20 protein-coding genes are annotated in these 24,695 nt (G+C 42.5%); 12 read left to right on the forward strand and 8 right to left on the reverse strand.

Features of this window, described 5'->3' with window-relative positions; all coding sequences use genetic code 11:
- Nucleotides 1-36 precede the first annotated feature (36 nt).
- Nucleotides 37-516, forward strand: coding sequence for a YbjQ family protein (locus tag ACTXGH_RS00120; protein ID WP_439262092.1), 480 nt, complete (start codon nt 37-39; stop codon nt 514-516).
- Here the strand turns inward: ACTXGH_RS00120 and ACTXGH_RS00125 are convergent.
- A complete protein-coding gene (locus ACTXGH_RS00125) occupies nt 513-1,616 on the reverse strand; it encodes a formate/nitrite transporter family protein (RefSeq protein WP_439297083.1) in 1,104 nt (367 codons plus the stop codon). The two genes, ACTXGH_RS00120 and ACTXGH_RS00125, sit on opposite strands and share 4 nt — an antisense overlap.
- A 287-nt stretch (nt 1,617-1,903) precedes the next feature.
- Between ACTXGH_RS00125 and ACTXGH_RS00130 the strand changes: the two genes are divergently transcribed.
- From ACTXGH_RS00130 to cspE, 7 genes are all read left to right on the forward strand, one after another.
- Nucleotides 1,904-4,861 (forward strand): valine--tRNA ligase, encoded by a 2,958-nt coding sequence (locus tag ACTXGH_RS00130; protein ID WP_439297082.1) that lies wholly within the window; start codon nt 1,904-1,906, stop codon nt 4,859-4,861.
- Between the two features lie 266 nt (nt 4,862-5,127).
- On the forward strand, nt 5,128-6,453 hold the full coding sequence (locus tag ACTXGH_RS00135) for an AAA family ATPase (protein ID WP_439297081.1): 1,326 nt from the start codon (nt 5,128-5,130) through the stop codon (nt 6,451-6,453).
- Between the two features lies 1 nt (nt 6,454).
- Nucleotides 6,455-7,312: a DUF4435 domain-containing protein gene (locus ACTXGH_RS00140; protein WP_443561608.1), complete on the forward strand. Its 858-nt coding sequence runs from the start codon at nt 6,455-6,457 to the stop codon at nt 7,310-7,312.
- A gap of 107 nt (nt 7,313-7,419) precedes the next feature.
- The gene (locus tag ACTXGH_RS00145) at nt 7,420-8,715 is read left to right on the forward strand and encodes a VWA domain-containing protein (protein WP_439295807.1); all 1,296 of its coding nucleotides are present in this window, start codon (nt 7,420-7,422) and stop codon (nt 8,713-8,715) included.
- A gap of 460 nt (nt 8,716-9,175) precedes the next feature.
- Nucleotides 9,176-9,664: a hypothetical protein gene (locus tag ACTXGH_RS00150; RefSeq protein WP_439295806.1), complete on the forward strand. Its 489-nt coding sequence runs from the start codon at nt 9,176-9,178 to the stop codon at nt 9,662-9,664.
- Between the two features lie 246 nt (nt 9,665-9,910).
- Entirely contained in the window at nt 9,911-10,336 is a 426-nt protein-coding gene (locus tag ACTXGH_RS00155; RefSeq protein ID WP_439262079.1) for a YbaN family protein, read from the forward strand.
- 239 nt (nt 10,337-10,575) lie between these two features.
- Nucleotides 10,576-10,785, forward strand: a complete 210-nt coding sequence (cspE, locus tag ACTXGH_RS00160; RefSeq protein ID WP_075102704.1) for a transcription antiterminator/RNA stability regulator CspE — start codon at nt 10,576-10,578, stop codon at nt 10,783-10,785.
- A 242-nt stretch (nt 10,786-11,027) separates the two neighbouring features.
- Here the strand turns inward: cspE and ACTXGH_RS00165 are convergent, their stop codons facing one another.
- Nucleotides 11,028-12,113: a YeiH family protein gene (locus tag ACTXGH_RS00165; protein ID WP_439262077.1), complete on the reverse strand. Its 1,086-nt coding sequence runs from the start codon at nt 12,111-12,113 to the stop codon at nt 11,028-11,030.
- Between the two features lie 155 nt (nt 12,114-12,268).
- On the opposite strand from ACTXGH_RS00165, the gene ACTXGH_RS00170 reads away from it, so the two are divergent.
- Nucleotides 12,269-13,210, forward strand: a complete 942-nt coding sequence (locus ACTXGH_RS00170) for a LysR substrate-binding domain-containing protein (protein ID WP_439295805.1) — start codon at nt 12,269-12,271, stop codon at nt 13,208-13,210.
- A gap of 127 nt (nt 13,211-13,337) precedes the next feature.
- On the opposite strand, the gene ACTXGH_RS00175 is transcribed toward ACTXGH_RS00170, so the two are convergent.
- Entirely contained in the window at nt 13,338-13,805 is a 468-nt protein-coding gene (locus tag ACTXGH_RS00175) for a universal stress protein (protein WP_439295804.1), read from the reverse strand.
- A gap of 179 nt (nt 13,806-13,984) precedes the next feature.
- Nucleotides 13,985-14,446 (reverse strand): universal stress protein, encoded by a 462-nt coding sequence (locus ACTXGH_RS00180; protein ID WP_439262074.1) that lies wholly within the window; start codon nt 14,444-14,446, stop codon nt 13,985-13,987.
- A 301-nt stretch (nt 14,447-14,747) separates the two neighbouring features.
- Between ACTXGH_RS00180 and ACTXGH_RS00185 the strand changes: the two genes are divergently transcribed.
- Nucleotides 14,748-17,825 (forward strand): insulinase family protein, encoded by a 3,078-nt coding sequence (locus ACTXGH_RS00185; RefSeq protein WP_439295803.1) that lies wholly within the window; start codon nt 14,748-14,750, stop codon nt 17,823-17,825.
- Nucleotides 17,826-17,914: 89 nt separating this feature from the next.
- Here the strand turns inward: ACTXGH_RS00185 and ACTXGH_RS00190 are convergent, their stop codons facing one another.
- Nucleotides 17,915-18,478 carry an NUDIX hydrolase gene (locus ACTXGH_RS00190; protein WP_439295802.1) on the reverse strand — a complete coding sequence of 188 codons (564 nt, stop codon included), beginning with the start codon at nt 18,476-18,478 and terminating at the stop codon, nt 17,915-17,917.
- Nucleotides 18,479-18,868: 390 nt separating this feature from the next.
- Nucleotides 18,869-19,384 carry an HPP family protein gene (locus ACTXGH_RS00195; RefSeq protein WP_439262070.1) on the reverse strand — a complete coding sequence of 172 codons (516 nt, stop codon included), beginning with the start codon at nt 19,382-19,384 and terminating at the stop codon, nt 18,869-18,871.
- Between the two features lie 139 nt (nt 19,385-19,523).
- Here ACTXGH_RS00195 and ACTXGH_RS00200 point away from each other — a divergent pair, with 139 nt between their 5' ends.
- Nucleotides 19,524-20,261, forward strand: a complete 738-nt coding sequence (locus ACTXGH_RS00200; RefSeq protein WP_439262068.1) for an NUDIX hydrolase — start codon at nt 19,524-19,526, stop codon at nt 20,259-20,261.
- Between the two features lie 234 nt (nt 20,262-20,495).
- On the opposite strand, the gene ACTXGH_RS00205 is transcribed toward ACTXGH_RS00200, so the two are convergent.
- Together ACTXGH_RS00205 and nhaA are read right to left on the reverse strand one after the other, a co-directional pair.
- On the reverse strand, nt 20,496-21,851 hold the full coding sequence (locus ACTXGH_RS00205; protein WP_439295801.1) for an oxygenase MpaB family protein: 1,356 nt from the start codon (nt 21,849-21,851) through the stop codon (nt 20,496-20,498).
- Nucleotides 21,852-21,994: 143 nt separating this feature from the next.
- A complete protein-coding gene (nhaA, locus tag ACTXGH_RS00210) occupies nt 21,995-23,194 on the reverse strand; it encodes a Na+/H+ antiporter NhaA (RefSeq protein ID WP_439262064.1) in 1,200 nt (399 codons plus the stop codon).
- Nucleotides 23,195-23,782: 588 nt separating this feature from the next.
- On the opposite strand from nhaA, the gene ACTXGH_RS00215 reads away from it, so the two are divergent.
- Nucleotides 23,783-24,538: a TSUP family transporter gene (locus ACTXGH_RS00215; RefSeq protein ID WP_058369498.1), complete on the forward strand. Its 756-nt coding sequence runs from the start codon at nt 23,783-23,785 to the stop codon at nt 24,536-24,538.
- Nucleotides 24,539-24,695: the final 157 nt, after the last annotated feature.

A 24,695-nucleotide genomic window follows, 5' to 3' on the forward strand; every position in this document is an offset into this window, starting at 1 on the left:
CAACTTCGCCTTTGCTTTTAAGATAAGAGACGTGCCATGAATGATTCTATGACTCAAATACTCATTAACTATGGGCCATTTGTTTTGTTATTTGTGGTCGGGTGGTTTTTTGGCATGCGTCATGAACGTCAGCATTTAGCGCAGCTGACAATAGCAGAAAAAGAGCTGGCTCATATCATTGTCTCTAGTGAGCGTTTTTATCGCCCCAATCTGACAGCCAATAGTGAAGGGGAGCTGGTGCTCGGTAGTGTCGTTATCGCCCAAGATTATTTTAAAATGGTCATCGCGCGGGTTTTAAGTTTGTTTGGTAAAAATCTCACCACTTACGAGACATTATTAGACCGCTCTCGCCGTGAGGCTTTAGTACGTATGCGTACGCAAGCACAAGCCAAGGGCTACAATCACATCTATGGCTTGCGCTTGGAGGTCAGTAATATTAACCAGCTGGGTAGTATGGTTGAAGCCATTGCCTATGGCACCGCGGTCGTTAGCACTGACGATGCCAAAACACGTTAACGACGGCGTATCCCCATTCGAGCTAACCTGTTTTTTCTATCATTCCTTGCCTCTTGTTTTACTCTTTCAACTTCAAATAAGAAAGTACGATTTTTTAGTACCGCCACAAACACCACACCCCCAACGGTATTTCCTGCCAGTACCACAGCCAAAAACAACAAGTAACCTAAGATACTTACAGTTGTGCCGTACATAAGAGCGGCAAACACTTCAATATTACCAACGATACTATGATGCAGGCCCAAAAAGCCGATACTACCAGTGATGAGAGTGACCAGTACAATGCGACTGATCGTATCGCGTGCTGAGGTGACAAGCCATGCTGCAACGCCCATCATCCAGCCTGCCAATACGGCGCTACCGAAGATAACCCACCATTTAAACCCTAATACATGCGCTGCATAAGCATCGATATCACTGACACTAAACAGATGCATATTCAAACCTAGCCCTATCATTAAGGCGGCAAATATACAGCCGCCAACGATATTGCCAGTGATAACAATACCCCACAGACGCAGCAGCTTGTGTAACGGCTCTATCTTATTTAACACAGGTAAGCTAAGCAGTGAGGTCTGCTCAGTGAACAACAACGACTGGCCGATCACGACGATGATAAAACCTATCGGATATAGCAATGAAGATAGCACCATTGCATATTGATTGGGCATCACTCCGCTAAACAGTGAAAAAGCTGCTAAAATTATAAAAAAGCTAATGCCAATCTCAAGCCCAGCAGTAAAAGCACTGGTAAATAAAGAACCTAAAGAGCGATCAAACGTTTCTTTGGCATGGATGACCTGCTCAACCAAAATACTGGCGTAGCTCTTTGCTTGACTTAAATTGTCATCGCTGGCGACTTTTTTGATGGTTTCTTTGTCTTCATCACTGATCTGTTCAGGGAAGTCTTCATCCTTAAGGTTTTCAGTGGCTTTTGTTTCGCTGTCTTGTTGCTCGTCTTTTTGATGCTGACTGTCTTCAATATCGCTGTTATTTTGCTCATCTGTATCATTGGTATCATCAGCATTGTTATCGGCTAAATGCGTATCGTTTGATAGGTCAGTCTGAGAATCGTCTTTACGCTCGGTATCTTGGGGCACAGTAAGCTCGCTGATTATGGGATAATGATTTCGCTGCATGGACTAGTAGAAGGCAACGTCTGACATGTAAGATGCGTTATATTCTATGGTATGACTATAGCCTATCATATTTAGCATTGCGCTGATTGCTGTTGTTGATTGTTTAATACGCTCACTCAAACCTGATAAATTTGCTCATCATCTAACAAAATCTTGCCATCTGCGTTAAAATTACTCTATTACTTATTTCGCCTATTTTTCGACATATTTTCTGGCCACATCCATTTTTAATAAAAGACAATCCTATTATGAGCAATCCTGAGAATCACACCAATACTAATACCAACCTGACCCAATCTATTCAAGCCGCTTTAAGCCAACTAGAAAACGCCTATAACCCAAGCGAAGTAGAAGCGGGTATGTATCAAGGCTGGGAGGACAGCGGTTATTTTCAGCCGACGTTTGATAAAGACGAGTCGTTCTCTATCGCGCTGCCACCGCCAAACGTCACAGGATCGCTGCATATGGGTCATGGGTTTAATAACGCGATTATGGATGCGCTCACACGTTTCCACCGCATGGATGGTGACAATACGCTGTGGCAACCAGGTACGGATCATGCGGGTATCGCCACCCAGATGGTCGTTGAACGTCGTTTGGAGGCGCAAGGACTCAAACGCCGTGATATGACGCGTGAAGACTTCGTCGATAAAGTGTGGGAATGGAAAGAAGAGTCTGGCGGCAATATCACCAACCAAATCCGCCGTTTGGGCAGCTCGGTTGATTGGTCACGTGAGCGCTTTACCATGGACGATGGTTTGTCCAATGCGGTAAAAGAAGTGTTCGTACGCCTATTTGACGATGGTTTGATTTATCGTGGTAAGCGTCTGGTCAACTGGGACCCTAAGTTCCAAACCGCACTATCTGATCTAGAAGTCGAAAACCATGATGAAAAAGGCAGCTTGTGGCATTTTCGCTATCATTTCACGGATACAGAGCTGACCACGCAAGATGGCAAAAACTATTTGGTGGTAGCGACCACGCGTCCTGAAACCTTACTTGGGGATACTGCAGTTGCCGTTAACCCAAGTGACGAGCGTTATGCGCACTTAGTCGGAAAAACCATTACCTTGCCAATCACGGGGCGCGTCGTGCCCATCGTCGCTGATGACTATGTTGAGAGTGATTTTGGAACAGGTTGCGTCAAAATTACCCCAGCACATGACTTTAACGATTATGAGCTAGGCCGCCGTCATAGCTTGCCGCTGATTAATATCCTTGATGAGCGCGCCAATATTTTGCCAGCAATGGAAGTCTATCCTGATTTGCAGACGCGTGAGCCAACATTAGAGACCACGCCACAGGGTTATGCAGGACTTGAGCGTTTTGCCGCGCGTAAATTCCTCGTTGAGCAAGCAGGCGAGCAAGGCTGGCTAGAAGAGGTAGAAGACTATGCGCTAAAAGCACCGCGCGCTGAGCGTGGCGGTACCATTGTTGAGCCGTGGTTGACCGATCAGTGGTACGTCGCGGTTAAAAAGCTGGCTGGCCCTGCGATTGATGCGGTAGAAGATGGCAGCATTGAGTTTGTCCCTGCACAGTATAAAAACATGTATATGGCGTGGATGACGGATCTACAAGACTGGTGCATCAGCCGTCAGCTCTGGTGGGGTCATCGTATCCCTGCATGGTATGACGATGCAACAGGTGAGACCTATGTCGCCCGTGACGAAGCCGAAGTGCGTAGCAAGTACAACCTAAGCGACGATGTAAAACTGCGCCAAGATGATGATGTGCTTGATACCTGGTTCAGCTCGGGTCTATGGACCTTTAGTACGCTGGATTGGGCAGACCCTACTGCTGATCCGCGTGTGTTAGAGACTTTCCACCCGACCAGCGTGCTCGTGACAGGTTTTGATATTATCTTCTTTTGGGTGGCCCGCATGATCATGATGACCCTGCATTTCGTGAAAAACGAAGATGGCACGCCGCAAGTACCGTTTAAGACTGTCTATGTGCATGGTCTAGTCCGTGATGGCAATGGTCAAAAGATGTCAAAATCAAAAGGTAACGTCTTAGATCCGATTGATCTCATCGACGGTATTGAGCTAGAAGCGTTGGTCGAAAAACGCACCAGCAATATGATGAATCCAAAAGACGCGGCCAAAATTGAAAAGCAAACGCGTAAAGAGTTCCCAGAAGGCATCCCAGCTTATGGTACGGATGCATTGCGCTTTACCTTTACCTCATTAGCCAGTACGGGTCGCGACATTAACTTTGATCTAAAGCGGGTCGAGGGCTATCGTAACTTCTGTAATAAGATCTGGAACGCCAGCCGTTTTGTACTGATGAACTGTGTCGATGGCGACAGCAATGCCAAGCCTATCGACCAAGCGGCAAACCCTGATGTCTGGGAGCTACCAGAAAAATGGATCATGAGTCGTCTGAACTCTAGTATTAAAGACATTCATCAGCATTTCGCTCAGTATCGTCTCGATATGGTCAGCCAAGATATCTATGAGTTCATCTGGAATGAGTACTGTGATTGGTATGTTGAGCTTGCCAAAGCCAGCCTCAATGATGACTCGGTATCTGACGAGCGCAAAGCGCAAATCCGCTATGTGCTGCTACACGTGCTAGAGACCGCGCTACGCTTCACCCATCCAATTATGCCGTATCTGACCGAGCAAATCTGGCAGACCATTGCACCGCTATTGGGTCGAAAAAACACCGACAGCATCGTGGTCGCTAACTATCCACAGACCGATGCCAGCCAAATTAGTGAGCAGACTGAAGCGGATATGGCATGGCTACAGGAGCTAATCGCGAGCGTCCGTAATATCCGTGGTGAGATGAAACTGGGTAACGCGGTACGTCTGCCAGTGCTACTACAAAACGTCTCTCAAGATGAAGAAGCGCGTCTATCCCGTATCAAAAACCAGTTCAAAGCGCTTGCCAAAGTCGAGAGCTTAGAGATCGTCAAAGAAGGCGATGAAGTGCCACTGTCGTCATCAAGTATGGTCGGTCAGCTACGTGTCCTCGTACCGATGAAAGGTCTGATTGATCCAACGGCTGAGCTGGCACGTCTGGACAAAGCGCATGAAAAACTGCAAAAACAAGCCGATGGTATCGCGCGTAAGCTAGGTAATGAAGGTTTTGTCAGTAAAGCGCCTGCGGAAGTGGTCGATGCTGAGAAGGCGAAATTGGCTGAGCTAGAAGGGCAGTTGACGGCGATGACTGCGCAGATGGAGCAGTTAAAGGCGTTGTGATTAAAATGTAGATATTAGTATTAACAAAAAACGCTGTCACAGTTGTGATGGCGTTTTTTATTGTCTACTGGTTAGTTCTCTAGCTAACTCTTATCCCTAATAAATACTGAATATTTGTGTGCTATTATCTACTAGTTTTCATGAGTTGTTCTTATTTTATAATATTAAATAATGTACTTCTATAAAAGCCGAAAAGCACAATTGTCAGCTACTATCATGTAAAATTTTTCATAAAAACTGCTTAAATAAAATTATAGGAATTGCCAATGATCATAAAGGGATTTGAAGCTAAGGGAGTTTTTGGGTATTTGGATTTTAATATTGAGTTCAATGACGATAAGAATTTCTTAGTTGGTGGGAATGGTTCAGGTAAAACTACAGCTCTAAAACTTATTAACGCTCTAATAACGCCAAGCTTTAGAGAGTTATTATCTACTTCTTTCGAATACTGCTCTTTATCGTTAAATTTCAATGGAGAGGATATCTATATTTATGCCTATACTAAAGATGATGAGGTCTTTCTGGGTATAAATAGTTGTGAAGTTCTAGTTGAATTACCAGCAAGTTCTAACGCTGAAATTGAGATTTTTTCTAGAAGAGAAGATAAGTTTGAAGAGCTTTTAGAAGGTTTAACTCATAAATATGCTTTTCATCCAGTTATTGAAGCTATTTCGAAAATAAACTCACCAGTTTTCTTAGGTTTAGATAGACGTACTGACTTTTCAAGCTCGAATAACGATTATTTCTTAGAACGCGAAATCTGGCTAAGTAACAAAAGGAAAGATATTACAAGAACTAGACGGCTTATTAAAGGTTCAATAGGTGCAAGTCTTATGGAAATCGAGATGCTTGTAAAAAATACTTACAAACGTATAAGGGATTTAGAGGTTGAACAGTCTCAAACCCTTAGAAATCAGATTCTTATATCTTCTTTTAAATACTCAAAGTTTAATAAAGAGAAATTCGTTTTTGAACATCCCGATGAGAGAGAAAGAAATAAATTACTTGAACGAAAAAGTGAAATTAAAAATGTTCTTTTTAATATCATTGATTTTGACTCATCTATAAATGATGAGGTAGATACTTTTTTTAGAAATTTAAATGACTTATTTGATGGGATATCATCAGCTAAAGAAAATATAAATATAGAACTGTTACTCAATAAAGCTCAAATTGAAAGAATGTATAGAATAGTTGATATAATAGATGAGCATAAGTCAAGAAATGATGGTTACTATAAGCCAATTGATGATTTCCTTGGGACAGTAAATATCTTCTATGAAGATTCTAACAAAAAGTTGGAAATAGATACAGTAGGTCAGCTAATTGTAAGAAGGCCCGATGGTAGCGAATGTACAATTGAGGGCCTGTCATCAGGAGAGAGGCAGCTACTCGTTATTTTTGCACACTCTTTTTTCAACCATAATAACATTTTCATTATAGATGAGCCTGAACTGTCTTTACATTTAGGATGGCAAGAAAAGCTCGCGGAGACAATATTTTCAGCTAACCCCAGTTCACAGTTTATTTTGGCGACACACTCTCCAGAAATTATTGCTGGTAACAATAATAAAGCCGTGGGGTGTAGGTAAGATGACTCAAGTTGAAATACCAAAAAGAAGCTTAGCTGCTAAACATGCTATAAGTACACTTTTTCAAGAAAAAAATGATATTGATATCTATATAGAAGATACAGCTTTTGGTTATGAGAAGCTTTTTACCATTTTGCTATCTCGTATTTTTAAAGATAAATACAGAATAAAGAAAGTGTTTCCATTAGGTGGTAGAGGAGAAGTTATTAGGCACCATAGCAATGAGTCAAGTAAGCGCCCCTTCCTGTATATCATCGATGGAGATTTATTTTTACTTACTGGAGATACAGTCGAGAGTAAGCAAGGACTTTATCGGTTACCTTGTTACTGTATAGAGAATATTTTATGTGATCATGAATCACTTATTGAGGTTCTAGATGAGGAGGAGTCTTGTAGAAATATTCAAGATCTACGAAATAACTTTAACTATCAAGATTGGGAAATGAAGAATAAAGATAAATTATTTAAGTTATTCATTGAATATGCTATTTCAAAGATATTAAACCCTCAAAAGAAAACAGTAGCTTTTAAAGTTAGTAATTTGGTTTCGTGCGACCACGGAGCTATAGATGATACTAAATTACAATGTAGAATTGATGATATTAGAAGCTCTGTTATTAGTGTAAGTAGCCAAGAAATATATGATTCTACTAGAGCTAAAGTATTGAGTAGTTTTGAATGTTCATCTATAACAGAATTAAGCACTGTTTCAGGTAAAGATTATTTGTTTCCATTATTGAAAACTAGAGCTAAATCAACCGTAAAGACTAAGATTTCAGATATTAATTTTAAACAAAGAATAGCTAAGAGGTGTGATCTAAAAAGTATTTTAGATATTGAGAATTATGTAGGCCCTTAGTTTGACTATGGCAAAAAATCGCTTCAGCTCGTGCTGTTAGCGGTTTTTTAATGTCAGTAATTAAGCTATTATCTTTAAAGGAATAACACGCTAACGTAAGGAACACCATGAATCATCTCACAGTCGGACAACGCGCGCCTTTAAGCAATCTTGCTATTGACGATACCGCACCAATCACGCTTAAGTTCACCCGTCAAAGCTCAATCGAGATGGACATCAGCTGCTTTGCCTTAGACGCAGCGGGTAAACTGATCAATGATGATTACATGGTGTTTTATAATCAGCCAACCTCACCGTGCGGTCAAATCAAGCTCACCCATTACGAGTCGCAGCCAACGGCAAATAAAGGCATCCAAGCCGAGTTTGAAGTGAATTTATCCAAACTGGCTACGAATATAGACAGCTTGTTTTTTGTGTTATCAGCCGACACGCCGCTGAATCAAATTCAATCGTTAGAGATTGGGATTTGGCAACAGTCACAAAAAGCACAGGCAGAGTATCAAGCAGCAGACTTTGCACAGCAGCAAGCCAGTATGTTGATGCAGCTGTATCGTAAGGGTGGCGTTTGGCGAGTATCCAACGTCGCACAAGGCTTTAATGGTGGGCTTGCTGCCATCGTGCAGCATTTCGGTGGCGATGTAGAAGAGGGCAGCCCGCAAGTAATCGAGCCGACCGCCACGCCAGTGCAAGCAAAACCGTCGTTAGAGAAGGTCATGCTAGACAAAGCGCCAAAACTGGTCAATCTGGCCAAAAAAGCCACGGTATCGCTTGAGAAGCGCCAATTGCAGCAATTAACCGCAAAGGTAGCACTGGTGCTAGATGCCTCAGGCTCAATGAACAGACAGTACAAAAAAGGCCGCGTGCAAGAAGTGGTCAACCGCATACTGCCATTGGCAGTGAGCTTCGATGATGACCAAGCGCTAGACTGCTGGGCGTTTGCCCGAGATCCGCAGTATTTGGGCGAGATTGAGCTAAGCAACTATGACGGCTTCATCAACAACGCTCATGGCGGCTGGCGCAAATGGAAGCTTGGCCCACGCATCAATAACGAAGCAGAGGTCATGAAAGCCGTGACAGAGTTTTATCAAAAGGACGGCTTGGACGTGCCTATCTACGTGCTATTTATCAGTGATGGCGGGGTTAATGACAATCGCGGTATCACTAGAGTCATGACGGATGCGGCGAAACTACCGATATTTTGGCAGTTTGTGGGCTTGGGTGGTCGTGGTTATGGCATCCTCAAAAAACTAGATGATATGGAAGGGCGCGTGATTGATAATTGCGACTTTTTTGAACTCGATGATTTAGACGATATCAGCGAAGAAGCCTTGTATGAAAACATGCTAGAAGATTTTCCAAGTTGGCTCAAAGAAGCACGAGAAATAGGATTGATATCGAAATAAGTAAGCCAAAATAATATCATTAAAAATAAAACCGCCCACAAAACTGTGAGCGGTTTTTTTACGCCAAAACAAAACCGAATTAGACACTACGTCCATACGATTTACCAAACACGATAACCTGTCTGCTATAAGCTATACTCGATCCACCATAAAAGAAATACAGCGCTATAGGGATAAATTTTTTGCAGCCTCTGTCTGCGTAGGCACAGCAAGCAAAGAAAAATTTGTTCCAGTAGCGCATTATGATATTTATACTTATTTTATTTAGGACTAAATGTAGCACCGCTATAGCAAAATTAGGCCTTAGACATTTTATTACAAATCAAAGCGATAAGGCTGATAGTATAAATATAAGCGCACTGACTTCTCTAAGAATTGGATTTACACAAGTAAAAAGTAAGTGACGGGGTCGGTGTATAAGATATTTTTAAATCATGTTTTAGTAGATTTAGGAATAATAATGATGATAAATATACATGTAGTCTTTTGGGTCGCCCTGACATTTTTTACCTTTCTTGTGACCATGAGTCATATAAAAGGTCACAAATCAATCGTTGATAGAGACTCGATGCCGAGGGCACTGAGTAGCGATAAGCTCGACATCGAAACCAGCTTTTATAAAGCTGATGCCACCTTACACGATATTATATTTTTCCATGCCTCTGCATCAGGTGCCGCGATCGTTTTATTGGTCCTAATTATCAAAGGTGAGATTTTATTCCCAGGAACGGTTGTCCTCTTTGGCGCGCTATCTTCCATCGCGATATTTACTATTAGCATTGTACTTCTCTTATTTGCCTTTTATTTTTATAGTATCTCGATTTTGAAGCTTGGCGATACGCTGGCTAGAATGCAGTTTAATGGTAAAGGTATCGAAACCAAGTACGCAATTTTGGCCGTCTTTGGATATTTTTTGATATTCCCAATTATTGCGTTAATACTGGTTTAAAGTTTTTTCAACGCATGTTTAATCAAAACCGCTCATGATTTAAGTTATGAGCGGTTTTTGTTGGTCAAATTTATCCAGATATACTTAATGATAGTAAAATGTCGCAAAAATAGACTTGTGTCGTTCTAAACGTTATAGCATGCTTACACAATTATATAGATAGCTGAGCTTTACTTTTTAAGCTGCGTTCTCGCTTTATAAGTTCATAGTGATATCTGTCTTTTATCGTGTATCGAAATCATATTTATGACTGACAATAAAAAATCCTTTTACTATCGACCAAAGACCAATCAATCCAGCAGTCCAACGATACGCTGGACGTTTGTGACGCTTGGCTGGTTGTTTTTTGTGTTGGGTATTATCGGTATCTTATTGCCAGTAATGCCGACCGCGCCTTTTGTACTATTGGCAGCTGCCTGCTGGGCAAGAAGCTCGCGCCGCTTTCACTTTTGGCTGATCAATCACAAGTATTTTGGCAAGTATGTCCGCGATTGGGAAGAAAACCATGCTGTTCCTCGGTATGCTAAATGGCTTGCAACAGTGATGATGGGATTTTCAACGGCAATGTTATTTTATCGGCTGCCAGCAGATATGCTATGGGTTGCATGGGCGGTAGCCCTTGTATGTAGCGGAGTGGCGATATATTTGTTTCGCTTACCCAATGCCAAATAAGCGCAAATCGACGACTAAAAAATATGATTGTATATCCGGTTACATGAAATATAAGATAAAGCTTGCCATATAGGCTTGCACGTCTTATAATACGTCCAAGCTTAAAAGCAGTTCTGCACCAAATCATTACCTCGTAGTATTAGTTATAATCCTTCGTTTTAATATTTATCGTTCAGTAGCTATTTGCAAGCGTTACCGGTCACTAGACCATTAATAAATTTAAAAGTAGGATTATCGACATGTCAGATACTCAAAAAGGTACAGTTAAGTGGTTCAACGAAGCTAAAGGCTTTGGTTTCATCGCTCCAGAAAACGGCGCAGACGTTTTTGCTCATTACAGCGAAATCAGTGGTTCTGGCTTCAAAACTTTGGCTGAAGGCCAAGAAGTTGAGTTCACTGTAACTCAAGGCCAAAAAGGCCCACAAGCACATAACATCGTTGCTATCTAATTTGTCTTTATAGACAGCTAGATGAATAGATGTAGAAAAGCGGACCTTCGGGTTCGTTTTTTTTCGTCTATGATTTGGTATCTAAAGCACTGATAGTAGATGTAGTAATCGTTTTCCTTAAAAGGTTTTAGTCAATCATACTAAATTAGATGATAAATATAAAAAGGCCTCCGACTATAAGTAGTTGGAGGCCTTTTACGTTAGGTAATGAGGTGAACATTCAAGAATGGACAGGCAAACTACTAGATAAAGCTAATGCCAATATTAATAAGGCCACCGCCTAGTATTAACCAGCCAAACATAATTGCACCTAAGATAAGCGGTCTAATGCCAGCTTGCTTGATCGCGCTCAGATGAGTCGTTAAGCCCAGTGCAAACATAGCCATCGTCAGTAACACATCGTCTAATAAGATCATGTTTTGCTCAAAGCTTTTAGACATTGGCAGCCATGTATGTAGTATGACAATAGCAATAAAGATAAAAGCAAACCAAGGTACGCTGACCTGTCTAATACGCGCTATAAACGATAATTTTTTATCGCTGTTTTGACCATCGCCCTTGGTCAAGGCAAATGATAAAACCAGTAAAAATGGCGCGAGCATCATGACACGTATCATCTTGGTGACAACTGCAGTATTACCAACCTCAGTGTTTACTGCATTACCAGCGACAACAACCTGTGCCACTTCATGGACAGTTGAGCCAGTATAGACGCCGTATTGCTCGGCACTAAGCCAAGGCTGTAACCAACCAAGGTGATACAAAAAAGGATAAAGTAGCATGGCTATAGTGCCGAACACGACCACTGTCGCTACTGCAATCGTAACCTTGTGCGCCTCAGCTTTGACCACTGGCTCTGCTGCTATGACCGCCGCTGCTCCGCAAATACTAGCGCCTGAACCAATCAATAAAGTTGTTTTTTTGTCAACCTTTAACCACCTTGTGCCCAGCCAATATGTCAGTAAAAATGTCGATGTCAGTACTAGTGCATCTGTCATAACTGCTGGCATGCCAACGCTTGCAACTTGTGTTATTGTCAGTTTAAAACCATAAAACATAATGGCAAGACGTAAAATCTGACCCTTAGCAAAGACCACGCCAGCATTTAAGCGCTCAGCGAAATTAGGATAAATCGTATTACCAAGGATCATTCCAAGCAAGATAGCTAATGTCAAAGATGACAGACCCACGATATGTCCATTCGACCAAGTATTCAAACTGTTATTAAGCCATAGGCAAAATAAGCTACCGATCAGCACGACAACCAATCCTGCTAAGTGACGGTTGTTTGGAAAATAATGATTCACTGATTGGGCAAAAGCGTGCATAAGGGACGCATCCTATTGTCGATAATCAAAATAAGCATAAGCTTATGAATAGACAGTATAAGATAAGTTGTTTTATAATAAAAACAGATTAATAAGGTATAACCTATCGAAATTTTAGGTTAGTAGAGTATCTTGATAAAAGGCAATAGCGATTGATGAAGAAGACCGTTCAGACTGTACCAAAGATCACTTTGCGGCAACTGGCAGTATTTGTTAGTGTCTATCAGACAGGTAGTACCAGCCTTGCCAGCGAAGCGCTGCATCTATCACAGTCAGCAGTCAGTAGCGCACTGACCGAGCTAGAAGCGCGCTTACAAATGCCTTTATTTGAACGAGTAGGGCGCAGGCTTAATCAACATCCAAATGCGCATCCGGTTTATGTACAGGCGCAAGCACTATTAAGCCAGTCTTTGACACTTGAGCAGTATCATCAGTATCAAGCAGGACAGATTCATATTGGTGCTAGTACGACTATCGGCAATTATGTGTTACCACCACTATTAGCCCAGCTGTATAAAGCACTACCAGACGCTAACGTCGACATGTATATTGCCAACACCCAAGAAGTCATTCATGAAGTTGAACAGTTAAATATTGATATCGCTTTAGTCGAAGGCATGCCGCGTCCGACAGACATAAAAGTCATCGAGCAGCAAGAATGGCGTACAGATACCTTAGTAATATTTGCTAAACACGATAGTAAATGGCTAACCGATTGGGCTGAGTATAGTGCAGCTGAGCAGTGTTATAAATTGACTGTAACGCAGCTGGCAAAATTACCGTTGTTGGTACGTGAGGCAGGCTCGGGCACGCGGCAAATTATCGACGAGCAATTGCTTAAGCATTTACCAGATGTCGAAGTCGTTATGGCGATTCAGCAGTCAGAGGCGATTAAAAATATGGTCAGTGCCGATATTGGGCTTGGCTGTTTGTCGCAGCATGTGATTGAAGCAGAGTTGACAGCGCAAAAATTGGTACAAGTGAAGGTAACGGGTATTGATCTGTCGCGGACTTGGTGGTTGGTCTGGCACAAAGCCCGCCATAAAAGCCCAATCTGGCAAGCATTTATAGATATTATCCAAGGGCAGTACACTTAAGTATAAATGCATTAGGTAGGTAAGATTGTCATGCAGAAATAAGCAAAAAGCGCACCGTAGACAAGTAGCTACGGTGCGCTTTTTTTATTTATTAATGAGCTAACAAGCAATACCTATATCAACTCTATTAGCTGCGTTTTGATACTGGTTTATCAAGCCTGACGACTAAACTGTCACAGGGTACATTTGGCAGAATGTTATCTGCGGTCGCACCGCTTATCCATGCAGCAATACCATGGCGTTCATGACGACCAATGACCAATAGATCGACATCATTTTTATGGCAGTAATTAACGATGCCTTCACTGTTAGAGATGGCAGTCGTCACTTCAGAGTTTACCGCATTTAAATCATTACGCTCCAAAAACTGGGCCAGTTTTGCCCGTGCTTCTTGGCAGCGCTCATCATCAATCTCATCATATAGGCTTGAGGCAGGTACCAATTCATAACCAAAGCCAACCATGGTATCCTTGACGATATGTAATACTGATAGCTTGGAGCCAGGACGGTTATCAACGATGCGTTTGGCTTTTTGAGCAACTATGTCGGCATCAGCCAATAAGTCAGTGACTAGTAAAATATGTTGGTAACTCATGAGGGTCTCCTCGTAGCAAGTAGTTTTAACTATAGCACTACTGATGACTGCTGTTAAGTAGTGAGTTGCACTCTTTATTATATTCTTTAAAGGCACCGTTTAAATTACTTATTAGCCTATTTAACAGCGTTTAATTGGCTGCAATATTTTAAGCAACCGGTCATATGGTTACGATGACCTTACTCAAGTACTGGCTGATTAAGCTTGACCACCAAGCTATCACAAGGCGTGTTAGGCAAGATATTGTCCGCTGTTGCCCCAACCAGCCACGCAGCGATACCATGTCGTTCATGACGTCCGATAATCAATAAATCAACGTTTTTTTCATGACAATAATTGATGATGCCTTTGTCATTGGAGATAGCAGCAGTCACTTCAGAATTGACCGCCTGTAAATTATTACGCTTAAGAAAGAGCGCAAGCTTGGCTCGGGCCTTTTGCCAGTGCTCACCATCATTATCTCCTGATAGGCTAGACGCTGGTACCAGCTCATAGCCAAAACGCACCATATCATCTTCAACGATATGTAAGACCGATAATTTGGCTTTAGGAGAGCCTGCTAGGATACGTTTGGCTTTTTGGGCGACTATATCAGCATCAGATAACAAGTCAGTAACCAATAAAACATGTTGATAGCTCATAATGTGCTCCTATTGATGGATAATTTAATACTAGCAGTACTGGGCATCTTTGTTAAGGGATAAAGCCATATTTTAATTGTGGTTATTGTTACGTTGATGGTGGTTTGGCGTCGACAGACTTGACTTATCAATGCATTAGCCCCATCTATAAGCGCTAAGTTAGTTTTTAAATAATTCACTGACAATCAACGTTTAATCACTAAATATTAAAAATATTTGGCACAATTTTGAGGCTAGACTCTCATATTTACCCAGCTCATTGAGCGCTATCTACATTATATTATAAGCTATAAGGATAACTATGACTGACACACCGTTTACCGCTGACTTAACGTTGCATCCAGCGTTTGAGCTGATTGAGCATCGCCATGTTGAAGCATTGTCAATGGATGTGCTGATCAGTCAGCACATCAAAACTGGCGCGATGCATTATCATTTAGCGCATCCAAGTGATGAAAATGCGTTTTTGGTGGGTTTTCGCACTCAGCCCATGGATTCAAAAGGTGAAGCGCATATCTTAGAGCACGTGGCCTTGTGTGGTTCTGAGAAGTTCCCGGTACGTGATCCGTTCTTTTCGATGATTAAGCGCTCATTAAATACGTTTATGAATGCAATGACCGCGGCTGATTGGACAGCGTACCCGTACGCCACTCAAAATAAAAATGACTATTTTAACTTGCTTGCTGTCTATCTTGATGCGTCGTTTTTTCCCAATATTCATCCGCTTGATTTTGCTCAAGAAGGCATCCGCGTAGAGCTTGACGAAAATGATAAGCCGCAGTTTAAGGGCATTGTCTTTAATGAGATGAAGGGCGCGATGAGCGGTGAGATTGATCAGTTATATCATACGGTCGCGCATCATTTGTTCCCAACGACGACGTATCATTATAATTCAGGCGGCGATCCTGCTGATATTCCAGACTTGACCCATCCTGAACTGGTTGAGTTTCACCGCAGTCATTATCACCCATCAAACAGCGTCATTATGAGCTTTGGTAATATTCCAGTAGCTGAGACGCAAGCGAAAATCCACGACGATGCCTTGAGCCAATTTGAAGCAGGTAAAAAGCATGTGTCACGTCCAGAGCAGCGTTTGTCTGCACCCATTAGCGCTGTCGATACTTATACCGCTGACGAAGCCGGTCCTGATCAGACCCATCACGTGGTGGCGTGGTTACTGCCATCGATTACCGATCCCAAGCAGCGTTTGGCTCTGCGCTTATTAGAAGGCGTGTTGGTCGAACACTCAGGTTCTCCATTACGTGCGTATCTAGACAGTCATCCACTGGGCAAGGCACCAAGTCCGCTATTGGGACTTGATGACAGTCATTACGAGATGGTGTTTTATACCGGTCTACGTGGTTCAAACCCCGAGCATGCCGAAGCGGTAGAGCAGGGTATTATTGATTTGCTGACTGAAGTTGCAAGCAATCCAATCGATGATGACACCATTGAAACCATCTTGCACCAAATCGAGATCGATCAGCGCCATATCGGCGGTGATAGCATTCCTTATGGTCTAAATTTGATGTTAGAAGGCTTTAGCACGGCGATTCATGACGGCAATCCTATTGATGTCTGGGAGGTTGATGAGCATTTACAGTGGCTACGTGAACAGGTAAAAGATAAGCAGTGGCTGCCTAATTTAATTAAACAGCATTTACTCGATAATCAGCATCGTGTCCGTGTCACACTAACGCCAGATAGTGAAAAATCAGCCCGTCTGGCAGCAGCTGAGCAGACCCGTCTTGATACCATCGCTATGGATTTGACCGCTGATGATAAAGATATCTTGCACAAGCAGGCGCTGGATCTAGCAGCGCGTCAAACTGCACCCGATGATGTCAACCTCTTGCCAAAAGTTGGCCTAGAAGACGTACCAGCAGATATCAGCTTTAAACAAGGCACGCAAAAGCCTGTGCGTTTAAGCGGGCAAGACAGTACCTTGTTTGAGTATGAGGCAGGTACCAATGGCCTCTATTATTATCAAGTAATTGTGCCGTTGACTGATGCGATCGGTGAGCATAACCATGATGAATTACCGGTTAATGAAGTGATTAATCACCCACTGCTGCCTATTTATCTAAGTTTATTATCTGAGCTGGGTACGGACTCCTTAAGTGCTCATGAGCTGCAAGCGAAGCAAGCTGCACATTCCTCAGGAGTAACGGCGCGTATTAGTCAACGCACCAATATTGATGATAGCCAATCTATCAGTAGTTATTTTGTCGTCGCAACGCGTGCGCTAAACCGTAAACCTGAAGCGATTGACTTGCTCAAAGAAGTGATGGAGCATAGCGTCTTTACCGAGCATGACCGAATCAAAGAGATCTTGCAGCAGCGTCAAGCCAGCTGGCAATCGAACCTTGCAGGATCAGGCCATGCTTATGCCATGCAAACTGCCAGTCGTGGTATGAGTCGCCAAGCGCAGCTAGAATATGTGCGCAGTGGTCTGCCAGCACTCAATGCGCTGAAAGCGTTTTTGACGCAGGCAAGTACCGATGAGGCGCAGTGGGACAAGTTGGCAAGTAGCTTGATGGACTTGCATCAGCGTTTGATTAGTTTGCCTAAGCACGCGGTTATCATCTGTGAAGCGGAGCAAACCGAACGCTTAAGCAACCTGATTGTCGATAGCTGGCAAGACAGCAGTGCCCAAAAGCTAGCCGAAAAGTTGCAAGGTTCTGATGCTGGCATTGAAGATAATATCCCAAGCGAGTTTGCAGACTTGCAACTTGATCCGGCATTAAATGGCGGACAAGACGCGGTGAGAGCTATAGAAAGCGGTACTACTGCCGATGTTGAAGACTTAGCTTGGCTAGTGCCGACCAACGTCTATCATAATGCTAGCGCTTATACCGCTCCGGCCGCTGACCATCCAGATACGGCAGCGCTTATGGTATTAGCACCTTACTTACGTAATGGGTACTTGCATAGTGCTATTCGCGAGCGCGGCGGTGCTTATGGTGGCGGAGCTGGTTACGATGCCAATGCTTGCGCATTTAAGTTCTTTAGCTACCGTGATCCGCATTGTGCCGAAACCTTTGCGCACTTTGATGCCAGTATTGAGTGGTTGTTAAACGAGCCGCAAACGGCTGAACAGCTAGAAGAAGCCATCTTAGGAATTATCTCAGGGATGGATAAACCAGGCTCGCCAGCAGGTGAAGCGATTAAAGCCTGTTTTGCTGATCTCCATCAGCGTAGTGCAGACTGGCAACGTAAGATGCGTGCAGCGATTTTGGCAGTGACGGTCGAGGATTTACAGCGCGTGGCCAAGCAGTACCTGCAAGGACAAAATCATGTACGTGCGGTACTAGCGCCGTATGATAAAGAAGACAGTGTCAAAGATTTGGGCTTTAAAGTTTGTAAAATTAAAAGCTAGAGCAGTAGAGGTTATAAGGTAGTAAAAGATAGTAAGTCGCATACAAAAAGCCAAGCGTGATGCTTGGCTTTTGTTATCTTGCCTCTGATTCAATAGCGCTTGATACTTTGATCTTTACCAATAAGGTCTTGATGAATAGGAAAGTCAGACAAATTATCGAACTGCTTACGATCTGCAAAATAGCTGGTCAATGTACGGCGTACTGCCTCAAAAGCAATATTGTCCCATGGAATGTCTTCTTCACTAAACAAAGCACAGTCCAAGCTTTCAGAACCAATACCGTAAGCACCATCCTTTAGATCAGTCAAATAAATACTGTAGATTTGGCCAATATCTGGAATGTCATAAATACAGTACAAATGAGGATTAAGGACAACGGCGTCGGCTTCTTCAAAGCTTTCTCTTGCGGCACCTTCAGCCATGGTTTCACCATTTTCCATAAAGCCTGCTGGTATGGTCCACAAGCCATATTGAGGCTCGATAGCACGGCGACATAGCAGTACTCTGTCTTTGTGTACTACTAAAGAGCCACAAATTACCTTTGGGTTTTCGTAGTGAATGTAACCACAGTTTGGGCATACCAGACGCGGTACATTATCAGTCGCTGGTATCTTGCGTTCCGCTTCATGACCACATGCTAGACAATAGCGCATATCAACTGCCTTATTTTGATAAGATAAAAAGAGTGGTAAAAAATGTTTAATTTTTAGAATGTTTTTACTGACGTCATGTTTTTAGCTTTTATAAGTATAGCCAACAGGTATAACTCTAGGTCTAAACATTATTTTGAGTTTAAATGTTGTCGTAAATGTAAACGTTGTTTTAAGATAGCACAAAACAAGGCAATGCTGAATAATGGTAACATGAACACGTCATTTATCTGCAATAGAGCAAATATGACTCCGATGTTACGCCAGTTATTTACCCTTATAAGATATGACGGGCTTGATTAAGAATAGCCAGTCACGTAAAAGTGGGGTAGTAATGACCAGATTGGGCTAATCTAAACTACAAAGAAGGATGTGGCTTAGTATGTCTTGACATTACCAATATCTTGGATAGTGTCTGCCTCTACCGATGTTGTTATAAATCAGGGCAACGACAACCAAGGCGAGCGCACCTACCAGTGTTGGAGTGACCAAAAAATGCCATTTAACACCTCCAAGCATGACAATTAGTGGGTTTGAGCCTGCGGGCGGGTGCGGTACCCGAAACAATAGCATAAGCGCAATGGCAGTACCGACAGCGAGTGCCAAGCTCCACCACTCAATACCAAATATCGTCATAAATGCTAGACCAGTAAAAGTGGTAATAAAATGACCGCCAACAATATTTCTTGGCTGAGCAAATGGGCTTTCTGGATAAGCAAAAATAAGCAAGCAACTGGCGCCAAATGAGCCCAAAATCATAGCAACATTTTGCCAATTACCAATTAGGGCCAGCGCTGCGGTTGCCAATGTACCGCCTAGCCAAGCCAGTCCAATGATAACTAAAGGCAGTCTTTGCGGGCAATCATCTATTCTGCCCTGCATCTTATTTAACGAAAAAATCTTATTCACTAGCGTTTCCTAAATAATATACTGATAAATTTAGCGACTTGATTGATGATAAGTCTTATTATTTTTGAGAATTTTTTATAGATAACTTAGCTTAATGACACTGAACACTGAACACTGATAAAGATATAGGCCAATAATAATGTTAATACCTTCGCAGTCTGCACAATTTGATAAACTGTCAGTCGCTGTCCCCACGTTTATTCGTCACCCTACGCTTAGAACATTGGCTGAGCGAGTACAGCATGAGACTTTAAATGCTGTCACCAGTCCTGCGGTATATCATTCTTACAGTACCTCCCGTAGTGCCCGTATTTTGGACAGTCTATACCAAACGCCAATCGCTGATGCGTCGATATTGGTGGCCATCACTCATGAGCGTCATCCTAAGCTACTCTTGACACGTCGCGCCGCGCACATGAACAGTCACGCAGGGGAGGTCTCCTGTGCTGGTGGTAAGTATGAAGTAGGTGATGGCAACAACGTTGTCACAGCCTTACGTGAAGCTTGCGAGGAGACAGCGCTACCACCAAATAAAGTGCAGCTACTGGGGCAATTACCTATTCAAACCTCTAAAAGCGGCATGAGTGTGCGTCCAATCGTGGCGCTCATTGCTCCAGGTTTGGTATTGGTGCCTGAGATGGGAGAGATATCACGCATCTTTTGGGCAGATTTTGAAACCTTACTTACTCAGCCAACTGTAGAATATGCAGTAGAGTATGCGATACAAGATCAAGTGGCGACGATGCTGACACCCAGCTGGCAAGTAGACGGTGAGACAGTATGGGGGCTAACAGGACGCGTTATCGCAAGTCTACTAGAAACTGGGTTTGATCGGCAGCTTGAATGGTACTACCGCATACAAGATAGTAGACTATAAAAGTTGTCAGCTTATAAGCGCTTACGTATATTTATCTAATAAAAAAGCATTACTTAGGTTTTTTGTGGATTTATTATAGTTACTGTTCGCCTTGTTGATAATGCTTTTAGATATTCTATTTACTACTAATAATATTCGCGACCTATAATCGATATTAAATAAAGTGGTTACAAGGCTGCATGATGCGTGATTGGTACAAATTTTACTTACTTGCTGTTTGTCAGCTGGCACTTTTTATTGATAATAATCATCGTTTTTCTTTAGCCACCAGTTCATATTGTCTTGGCGTTTAGCGCGAAACTGCTCAAGCTTATCAGCGATGCCACTGTTATGCTGGCGGGCTGTATCAAGCGCAAACAAAATAGGCACTGAGGACAATACCCCAAAACGTATCTTTGATCTGGGTAGATCTAGTCCATCGCCGATATCATCACCGACTAAGGTGCGGGTCACACTGGCATTCACCATCTCAACGAAGCGTCCACGTCGATTGTCCTCGCCCATTAACTGACGTGGCAAGTCGTGCAAAGCTTTGGCAAGTGGCTGACCCATCTTAAAGTCAAGCTGTTGAATAGATAAGTAGGTGTATAGCCACTCCCAGCACGCAGACTCATCTTTTGGTAGGCGCTGTAAGTCAACCCCCATCCAATAACTGGCAAGATTCCACAGATGTAAGATACCTTCAGCTTCTTCTTTACTGATACGCGCCCCCAATAACTGCAGTCCGCGCATAATCAATAACGAAAATTGCAAATGGGTAGCGATCATGTCTGTCTGATTGATGGGGACGCCCCAATAGGCCGTATTCCAAGTTCCATCAGGATTATGATGCTGATCAGCATTTGGTATAACACCTTTGGCCGCGTTGCCTTTGCCTTTGAGTAAGTTTTGCCGTACCAAGGTATGAATTTGGCGGACATTGATAGACTGTCGCCAGCCCTCAGATCCAATCGCCAACACCTGATCAATAGGCTTGCGGTTATTGCGCGCGCTAGAATCTAGTTGCGGGTGTTCAGATACAGCCAATATATAAGCATAGGTACGCATTAAGCGTGGCAATGCATCGTGCATCAAAGCGCCAGTCTGGATGAGAGGTAAGGAGAGAGCAGGGATACTATAGCCTGCCATGAGCGCAACATTACGCAGTAGCCAGATGAGCATTAACGGATAACGGCGGTAGGCGACTGCCCCAATCTGTGCAAGCTTGGGATCAAACCAATCAGGGTGGCTACTGAATTGCTCGGTTAATAAGCTAAATGAGGGGTTGGTTGCAAGATTGACGTTTGACTGGTCATCGATGATAAGTTTTTGTAAAGGTTTTGCAAAACGCACACCGTCAGTTGCTAAGGCATCTGCTAGTGGGTCCCCAATGTCGTAGCCTGCTACCATCTCGTCTAATAGATTTTGTGAGACAGTAAAGTCTTTAGGTAGCAGATAACGTCTGATACGGCGCAGAACTTGTAAATCGCTATGATCTGTAATCGCAGTAGTACGCCCATGACGTTGATAGCTCTGTACAGATGCTTTGTCTGATACTAGCGGATCACTAGGCGTAGTAGAGTCATTTATAAAGGAGTTTTTGGGTTTCATAATTATAATGTACCATCATGACGGCTGCTAATGGTAATCAGTGGCCATAACAGCCGTCATAAACCGTTGGCACCTAATGAGTCTTTCTTTATAACAGAAGACTCATAGTCGTGCTGATGGTATCTAAACCGTTGGCTTAAATATCAATGGCGTGTTAAATCTACTGATGTACCGCTAACGCTGTCTTTTAAGCTTAATTTGAGCATGATATAACCGGCAACACCAGATACGATCGAGCCCATAATAATACCTAAACGCTCATCAAATAACGAGGTGTCGCCTGCAAATGCCAGACCTCCAATAAACAAACTCATCGTAAAACCAACGCCGCATAATAAGGCTGCACCATAAATCTGCTTATAATCCATGCCTCTTGGCATCGTCGATATACCAAGTTTAAAGATGAGCCAGCACATGACCATGACACCTACTTGCTTACCGATAAACAGTCCTGCGGCGATACCAAGGGGTACTGAATGGAATAGCTCAGCAAGCCCTGCACCTTTGAGTGAGATGCCTGAATTGGCAAACGCAAACAGTGGCAAAATACCATAAGAAACCGTGTTTTGTAGATCGTGTTCAAGCTCCTCAAGCGGCGAATGTTCAGGGTCCGTACGGTCAAACAATGGAATGAATAACGCTAAAACGACACCTGCTAGCGTTGCATGAATACCAGATTTGAGTACGGCTATCCACATGATAACGCCAATAAGTAAATAGGGCGTGAGACTAGTGATATTTCGGCGATTAAGTAAATATAAAAATGGCAGACACAAGCCTGCGACGGCTAGTGAGCTTAACGATAACTCGCTCGTATAAAATAAAGCAATGATTAAAATAGCACCGATATCATCAAAGATTGCAATAGATACTAAAAATACTTTTAAGGAGTTAGGTACGCGGTTACCAAGCAGACTTAAGATACCAAGAGCAAAGGCAATATCGGTTGCAGCTGGAATAGCCCAGCCTTTCCAAAACTCAGGTTCATTGTAATTAAAAAGTAGATACACAATAGCTGGCACAATCATGCCGCCTATTGCGGCTCCAGCTGGTAGGATAATCTGTTTAACATTGGACAACTCGCCAATAAGCACTTCGCGTTTGAGCTCAAGCCCAACTAAAAAAAAGAAAACTGCCATCAAACCATCATTTATCCAATGATGAGCATCTTTGGCAATTCCAAAATCGCCTATTTGAATGGCAACAGGTGCGTGAATAAAAGATTCGTACCAAACATTGAGAGGACTATTGGCGACGATCATGGCTGCGATAGCCGCCAAAGCTAATACAATACCACCTGAAGCATCGAGGTTAAAAAATGCCCTAACTTTTTGTATTGCCATATCATCCTCATTTGTTAAATACATACTATAAACGTAAACGTCTATCTGATAGCTTTATAATACCGCTGATAGCTCGCTTTAGTTTCTCATAATTTCATCAATATAAACAATAAAATGCGTTAAACAACATATATCAGCTTATCGCATCTTATTATGACAGGCGATATAAAAACGATAATAAGATTGATAACGCTATTACGACCTAATAAATACCTTAAGTCTATCTTCTTTTTTGATGTTTTTTCATTACTAAAAAGTATTCTATGTTTTATGATAGATACTGACAACCGTTATACATAAGATGCAGTTGTCTTAGACAGATTTGCGAGCGTTATCATAAATTATAATGTTACGACATGATAGTGTTTACCGTTAAGTACGCCTATAATCGTGACAAAAAAAACCAACAGACTTTGTTGCGTTTTTGGTTTTTTTACAGTTTTAACTTTATAATAAGTCGCTTTTCAACCAATACCTCAACCCATCCACTATTCTATTTTAATATTTATGTTGATATTAAAGGCCGCTTGGCTAGCGGTCTAGTGTTTTTGGCTGTTTTTATGAGAATTTTATAACAAGGCCATCTCTATGGACGTATCTTTAACCCTAGAAATCATTTTAATGCTCACTGCAGTGGCGGCGCTCGCCGGTTTTATCGATGCTATCGCAGGTGGTGGTGGACTGCTTACTATACCAGCAATGCTACTGGCCAATATACCACCAGTGCTCACTTTAGGCACCAACAAGTTACAGGCTGCCTCAGGCGCCTTAGCGGCCTCCATTACCATGGTTAAAAAGGGGGTGGTCAAACCCCAGCGTATAAAGATCGCCATTATTGCCGCTTTTATCGGTTCAGTTATTGGCACTATCGCTGTACAACTATCACCACCTGATCTGTTAGAAAGGCTGATTCCATTTTTGATCGCCGCTATTGGAATCTATACCTTGTTTGCGCCTAGACTCGGTGAAGTAGAGGCTGCACCGCGTATTTCAGAAAGTAAGTGGCAAAAAGTCGTGGCGCCATTGATTGGATTTTATGATGGTTATATAGGACCAGGTACGGGTATGTTCTTTGCGCTAGGTAATGTCGCTTTGCGAGGTCGGCAGATTATTGAAGCGACTGGAGCTGCCAAGGTATTGAACTTATCTACCAATATTGGCTCACTGATATTTTTTATTTTAGGTGGTAATGTGCTTTGGAAAGTGGGGCTGGCTATGATGGTCGGTCAAACAATAGGCGCCTATTTTGGCTCGCATATGGTGGTCAAAGGCGGTAGTAAGCTGATTCGACCAGTGATTGTATTGGTGTGCTTGGCGATGTTGACTAAATACGTATTCGGTTAGGCTGATAGCCAATAACCGCCAATGCTCTACAGATACTATAAAACAGCTACAAAAACCAAGATATAAAAAAACCCCAAACTAATTAGTCTGGGGTTTTTTATATTTTAGAATATCAAGTTGTCCTACTATTGCGTGTCATTTTTTTACGAGTAATTTA

It is taken from the genome of Psychrobacter sp. 1Y10 (assembly GCF_052259005.1).
GTDB lineage: Bacteria > Pseudomonadota > Gammaproteobacteria > Pseudomonadales > Moraxellaceae > Psychrobacter > Psychrobacter saeujeotis.